The 4,746-nt window shown below is 57.4% G+C and carries 5 protein-coding genes and 1 pseudogene; 3 read left to right on the top strand and 3 right to left on the bottom strand.

Annotation, left to right across the window (positions count from 1 at the left end; genetic code table 11):
• Positions 1-225, bottom strand: a pseudogene (locus ACZAHD_RS21685) (oxalate/formate MFS antiporter); the annotation flags it as partial.
• A 288-nt stretch (positions 226-513) separates the two neighbouring features.
• On the opposite strand from ACZAHD_RS21685, the gene ACZAHD_RS21680 reads away from it, so the two are divergent.
• Positions 514-993, top strand: a complete 480-nt coding sequence (locus tag ACZAHD_RS21680) for an N-acetyltransferase family protein (protein WP_462458580.1) — start codon at positions 514-516, stop codon at positions 991-993.
• A 12-nt stretch (positions 994-1,005) separates the two neighbouring features.
• Here the strand turns inward: ACZAHD_RS21680 and ACZAHD_RS21675 are convergent, their stop codons facing one another.
• Complete coding sequence (locus ACZAHD_RS21675; protein WP_462458579.1) at positions 1,006-2,205, bottom strand: MFS transporter; 1,200 nt, start codon at positions 2,203-2,205, stop codon at positions 1,006-1,008.
• Between the two features lie 108 nt (positions 2,206-2,313).
• Between ACZAHD_RS21675 and ACZAHD_RS21670 the strand changes: the two genes are divergently transcribed.
• On the top strand, positions 2,314-3,261 hold the full coding sequence (locus tag ACZAHD_RS21670; RefSeq protein ID WP_462458578.1) for an AraC family transcriptional regulator: 948 nt from the start codon (positions 2,314-2,316) through the stop codon (positions 3,259-3,261).
• 29 nt (positions 3,262-3,290) lie between these two features.
• On the opposite strand, the gene ACZAHD_RS21665 is transcribed toward ACZAHD_RS21670, so the two are convergent.
• Positions 3,291-3,572 (bottom strand): VF530 family protein, encoded by a 282-nt coding sequence (locus ACZAHD_RS21665; protein ID WP_462458577.1) that lies wholly within the window; start codon positions 3,570-3,572, stop codon positions 3,291-3,293.
• A 285-nt stretch (positions 3,573-3,857) separates the two neighbouring features.
• Here ACZAHD_RS21665 and ACZAHD_RS21660 point away from each other — a divergent pair.
• Positions 3,858-4,746: isopenicillin N synthase family dioxygenase (locus tag ACZAHD_RS21660; protein ID WP_462458576.1), on the top strand; the 889-nt coding region annotated here is incomplete at its 3' end.

The following is a 4,746-nucleotide window of genomic DNA, read 5'->3' as shown; positions in this document are numbered from 1 at the left end:
AAAGCGCTCAACCAGCCGTCCCTGAAACGGCGAGAAAAAGGTCTGCAGCGAAAAGGTCACCTGTAATTCCGCCAACCCGACGCCCAGCTTCTCGGTCAACGGTCTGGTCAGCAACGTCCAGACATATTGTGGACTGGATATCGAAGCCATGCAGATCAGGCCAAGTGACAGTTGCGTCCATTTGCCATATTTGGCGACAACCAAAGGTTCTCTGAGAACGGTCATCATCAGCTCCAGTAATCCGTTAGCCACAAATCAAAGATGACGGCTCCGTCCCCTGCGCATCCCAATACTTACAATGATAGACATTAACCATGCCACGTATTTTATGTGTTATTTATCAGTTCATTATTGAGATAATTAGTAGCCATATTGTCATTCTGGCGTTGCCCTGCACCGCAGAAGGGCGGTTTTTGTGCGCCTGACGTGCAGTTAAAAAGGGAGATTCGCTATAATCGCGCAGCCGCCGCCGGGGAGGTTCCGGGTCAGGCAGAGAAAGACAAAGGAGTGACATTGACTATTTCAGTTCGTCAGGCAACCCGTCATGACTGGCCAGCATTGCAACGGCTGTTCCTTTTATCGCGGTGTCATACGTTTACATGGTTGAACGTCACTGATTTCCGCTTAACCGATCTGGAAAAGCAGACTGAAGGTGAAACCATCTGGCTGGCGCACGATCCGCAGGGAGAGCTGGCCGGGTTTATTGCCGTCTGGATGCCAGACCATTTTATTCACCATTTGCATGTCGCTCCTGCCCGTCAGGGATACGGGGTTGGCAAAATGCTGCTGCAGGCGCTACCCGGCTGGCAAGAGCACGGCTACCGGCTAAAGTGCCTGACGCTTAATCGCAACGCGCTGGCGTTTTATGCCGCCAGCGGTTTTGTCACGATGGGCGAAGGGATAAGCGACGAGGGAGCGTATCGCCTGCTGGAGCGCAAAGGGGCGTGGCCGGAACAGCCGGCGAAGAAAATGCGCCTGCAGGCGCACCGTTGACCCTGCGCGGATTTATTCTTCGCTGGCGGTGGATTTCACCCGCACGCCGACAAAAACAATAATCATGGCGGTGAGCAGGAGTAAACCGCTGCCCGTAAAGACGCCGCTGGCGCCATTGAGGTCAAACACCGCCCCGCCGCCGGCCGCGCCGGCGCTGATGGCCAGTTGAATCGACGCCACCAGCAGACCGCCAGCGCTTTCCGCTTCATCCGGTACCGTCGTTGCCAGCCAGGTTGACCAGCCGACCGGCACCAGACCGAAGGCAAAGCCCCACAAGGCGACCAGCAGTCCGTCAAGGAGCGCGATGTGACCGAACGTCACCATCATCAGCGCCAGTATGCTCATGGCCAGCGGGACCAGCGCCAACGTTAAGCGCAGGCTTCGGCTCAGCAGATGCCCGGCAATAGAGGTACCGATAAAGTTCGCCACCCCGAATCCCAGCAGAATCAATGAGACACCTTCGACACTGGTCTGGGCGACGGTTTCCAGAAATGGCCGCAGATAGGTGAAAAAGGCAAAATGTCCGCTGAAAATTAAGATGGTCGCCAGCATCCCGCCGACCATACCGGGACGGCGCAGAACCTTAAACAGCGTAGCAAAGCTGCCGACACTTTCCGGGCGCATCGAGGGTAGCACCCACAGTTGCCACAGCAGCGCCAGCACACTCGGGACCGTACAGAGAATAAAGACGCTGCGCCAGCCGATCAAACCGCCCAGATAGCTGCCCAGCGGCGCCGCCACCACGGTCGCTATCGACACGGCGGAGAAGATCACCGCCAGCGCTTTCGGCACCAATTCGGCAGGCACCAGACGCATCGCCGTGGCGGTTGACATCGACCAGAATCCGCCGATCGCTATCCCCAGCAACAGACGCCCCAGCAGCAGAAACTCCAGCGAGGTGGCGAAGGCCACCATCAGGCTGGAGACGATCTGCAGGACAGAAAAGAACATCAGTACCCAGCGGCGATCGATATTTTTAGTCGCAGGGGTGATCAGCAATCCGGTCACCAGCGCCACCAGCGCCGTCGCGGTCACCGCCTGTCCCGCCATCCCTTCGCTGACCCCAAGGCTGGCGGCCATCGGTGTTAACAGGCTGGCGGGAAGAAACTCTGCAACAATCAGGCCGAAAACGCCCAATGCCAGAGCATAGACGGCGCGCCATGCGGGCCTGGCGGTGGTCAGGCTCTCTTCAGTTGTAATGCAGGAACTCATAAACATCTCTCCAGAACAATTAACATTTCGCTAAGGTTAAGAGGTTCCGCCCGGACGATCTATGATACATACTCTGTGATTATTGATAATTCGTCCGGGAATGATGTTATGACTCAGAAAGCCCTCGATCTCACCAGCGAACTACTGCGCGGCATGCGCCTTTCCGGCGTCAACTACCGGCGCATCGAAACCTCCCGTCCTTTCGGCGTCGAATTCGGCTTCGTGCCCGGTAAAGCGCAGTTTCACTTTATCAGCCGGGGCCCGGTACTGCTGCGCATGGTCAGCGGTCAGCGCTTAACGTTGCAAAGCGGCGATGCGCTGTTTATTCCCAACGGCGATGGTCATGTGCTGCTCTCTGATGACCAGGCATCGGTAGTCAACGTATCCAGACTTCCCAGCGAAGCGGTTTGTAACTCGGTAAGCTGTGTCAAAAACGCGTGCGACGACGCGAAAAGCGACAGCGCTATTATCTTCAGCGCTTGTATGGACTTTGAGCTGGGCGGCATGCAGCCGCTGGTCAAAGCGATGCCCGAAGTGATGCTGGTCAGCAGCCTTCTGACCAGCCGCCCGGAAATCCAGCCGATGCTGGCGGCCATGGAACGTGAAAGCCTCACACGGCAGGCGGGCTATGCCGGTATTCTGGCGCGACTGGCCGATGTGGTGGCGGCGCTGATTGTTCGCGGCTGGGTGGAGTGCGGATGCGGTAACGCCAACGGCTGGGTACAAGTCCTGCGCGATCCCAAACTCGCCAGAGCGATCTACGCGATGCATCAGCGGCCTGGCGTCAACTGGAAAGTCGAAGAGCTTGCTCGCGAGGCCGGGACCTCGCGTTCCGTTTTTGCGGAGCGTTTCCTCGCCGCCACCGGGAACACACCCGCGCGTTATCTCACGGAACTGCGGATGCGGCTGGCCGTGCAGTATATTTCGGATGAAGGTCAGACCCTGGAAAAGATTGCCTTCCGCCTGGGATACAGCTCGCTGGCCGCCTTTAGCCGGGCCTTTAAGCGCATCACTGGCAAAGCGCCGGGTTCGCTACGTGGTGAGACGGTGCTGTAACCTCTTCACACCTTCAAGCCAGGGCTGCATTACTCTTTTTTATGCTGCCAGTTCGCCCACGGACTCTCCGCCGGGAGCGGCGTGTCAGCGGACGTCGAATCAGCAAGGGAGTCGATATAGAGTTCTTCGACTTCTTTGCGCGCCCAGGGCGTCCGACGTAAAAATTTGAGGCTCGATTTGATGCTCGGGTCGCTCTTAAAACAGTTGATCTTGATCCGTTTTGCCAGCCCGGCCCAGCCATACTTTGCCACCAGCGCGTTCAGTAAAGCCTCGAGGGTGACGCCATGAAGAGGATCTTTGGAAGGCTGCATTGTGATGTTGAATCCTGAATACCTGAGAAATGTCGCACACCATACTGGCTACATCGCCCCTGCGCAAGGCAGAAAGAAGGTTCGCACCGCCTTTATCGATTATTCGCAAAAGCACAGAACCCCGCGCGGTCATAAATTAGAAAAGAAGGTTATTGGTTGATTATTTTCCGTTGAGGCAAGCTGTGCTCACCCCACAGAATGAGGAAATCGCCATGCGCTGTTGTTGTCCCCGAACCCTGAACCTGAATAAACGCTCTTCCCTGAATGCTGTCTTCGGAGAACACAATGAACGCAACGACCTTGCCGATTCTCAATCTTGCTCGCTACGCCGATCCGGCTGAAAAAACGGCTTTTCTCGCCGACCTTCGCCATGCGGCCCGCGAGATCGGCTTCTTTTATCTGATCAATCATGGCGTCGATGATACCTTGCAAAAGGCTGTCCAGCACCAGTCCCGCCGCTTTTTTGCCCTGTCTGATGAGCAAAAACAGCCGGTCGCGATGATTCATTCCCCTCACTTTCGCGGCTATAACCGCGCCGCATCGGAGCTGACCCGCGGGCAACCAGACTGGCGAGAACAATTTGATATTGGCGCCGAGCGTCAGGCGCTGCGTCTGGATGACGATGCACCGCGTTGGCAGCGCCTGCAGGGGCCGAACCTGTGGCCGGAAGCCCTGCCAACGCTGAAACCCACGTTGCTGAGCTGGCAGCGTGCCATGACCCAGGTCGGCACAACCCTGCTGCGCGCTTTTGCTGAAGCGCTGGCGCTGCCTGATGACGCCTTTGATACCTTGTATGGCAATAAACCCAACGAGCATATCAAACTGATCCGCTATCCCGGTCAGCATGAGGCGCAAAGCCACCAGGGCGTCGGCGCACATAAGGACTCCGGTTTCCTCAGCTTCCTGCTTCAGGATGAGCAAAAGGGTCTGCAGGTGGAAGTTGCCCCCGGGAAATGGATCGACGCAACCCCGCTGGCTGGCAGTTTCGTCGTCAATATTGGTGAACTGCTGGAGTTGGCCACCAATGGCTATCTGCGGGCCACCGTACATCGAGTGGTATCTCCGCCGGCACACCAGGAGCGCCTCTCTATCGCATTTTTCCTCGGCGCGCAGCTGGATGCCACCGTCCCGGTCTACACCCTGCCGCCGGAACTGGCGCAGGAAGCGCTCGGGC

Origin of the sequence: Raoultella sp. (assembly GCF_039594335.1) — a bacterium.
Classification (GTDB): Bacteria; Pseudomonadota; Gammaproteobacteria; order Enterobacterales; family Enterobacteriaceae; genus Klebsiella.
Note: the sequence above shows the minus strand (reverse complement) of the source record. Positions and strands in the feature narration are given on the sequence as shown.